Annotated in this window: 1 protein-coding gene; it reads right to left on the reverse strand. The window is 33.3% G+C overall.

The features are described 5' to 3' along the window. The coding region (locus RT405_RS03070; protein ID WP_396163135.1) for a glycoside hydrolase family 2 protein at positions 1–1,161 on the reverse strand (1,161 nt) is incomplete at its 3' end. Positions 1,162–1,526: the final 365 nt, after the last annotated feature.

The following is a 1,526-nucleotide window of genomic DNA, read 5'->3' on the forward strand; positions in this document are numbered from 1 at the left end:
CCATTCATCTATAAAATTGGCAATGGCTATATCATTAAAGTTAAATGTTGAAGGCATTTCAGACCAAACTAACATCCCTTTTTTATCACATAGATAAAGAAATCTTTCATCCTCAATCTTCTGATGTTTTCGCAAACCGTTATAACCTAATTCAAAGATCTTATCTATATCCTTTTCTAAAGCTTCCAAAGACGGCGGTGTTAGTCCTGATTCTGGCCAATAACCTTGATCAAGAATCAATCGTTGATATAACTGACAATTATTAAGCAAGACTTGTCCATTCTTAATATGAATTTTACGCATACCAAAATAACTAATTGCTTCATCAAGTAAAATACCTTCAGCATCCCTTAATTTAAAAGTAACATCGTACAAATTAGGATTTTCTGGGGACCATTGCTTAGTTCCCCAGCTAGCATCTTCTTTAACTCGCGTATCAATCTCAATAGGTACCATTTGATGCGTAAAGGTCCCTCGATAAGAATTAACAAGGTTATTGTCAAATGACACTTCAATTTCCAAACTATAATTCCAAGAAGAAATATCAAGATACGAGCTATGCATCTTAGGTTCGAAAATAACCATATCTCTATCTATATCCGGTGTAATTTTAACATTTTCAATCCGGTGTTGTGTCAGGTGCTTTTCCAACCAGACAGATTTCCATATTCCTGTAGTTTGAACATACCAACATCCAAAATTATCTTTCTGCCACCGTTGTTTTCCTCTTGGTTGCTCGCAATCCATTGAGTCTTTGATCCGCATGGTAATTTTATTGATTCCTTCTTTAAGATTACTACCTAAATCAAATTCAAATCGCTCATAGGCTCCTTGATGCATTCCCAATAAATTACCATTTAACCAAACTTGACAGATATAATCTACTCCTTCAAAAATCAAAGAGTAGTGTTCGGGCTCAGTTATTTCAAATTCCTTTTCATACCAAACAATAGGGTGGTGTGATTGATCGTTAACGCCGCTCATTTGAGTTTCATAGGTATATGGAACTGTAATAGTTTGTGGATCAACAATCGTTTGATGCCACCCTTCACTCGATCCTTTATCATGATCATCAAATTTAAAATTCCACTTTCCGTCTAGCAGTTCCCACTCATCCCGTATAAATTGCGGTCTAGGGTGTTGCATTCTTAAATCTTTCATTTAATCATCTCCAATAGTCATTATTTTTTTAAGTTTTATTCCCTAAGTCTAGTATTTCTTCTATTTTCAATATAAATTCAGGTAGAAGCGTTTGATATGCCCATCTATAAATAATGCATCACTCATTAGCATCATATTTTCCAAGGAAATCGATGTAAAATCGTTTTCCCTAACACACCTAGCACTATAATTGCTGTTACTGCTTTTTTCATCTCCAACATAGTTCCTTGTGAAAACGTATTATTTTCTTCAAGAAACATTATTTAATAAAATATGTTCTATTTTTGAAAAGAAACCTTTCTAAAGATATAAAATAAATATATATAAGATTATCACCTTCCAGTTTTAACTTTTTAGTTAATCCT

It is taken from the genome of Carnobacterium sp., assembly GCF_032094055.1.
In the GTDB taxonomy this organism is placed as follows: Bacteria; Bacillota; Bacilli; order Lactobacillales; family Carnobacteriaceae; genus Carnobacterium_A.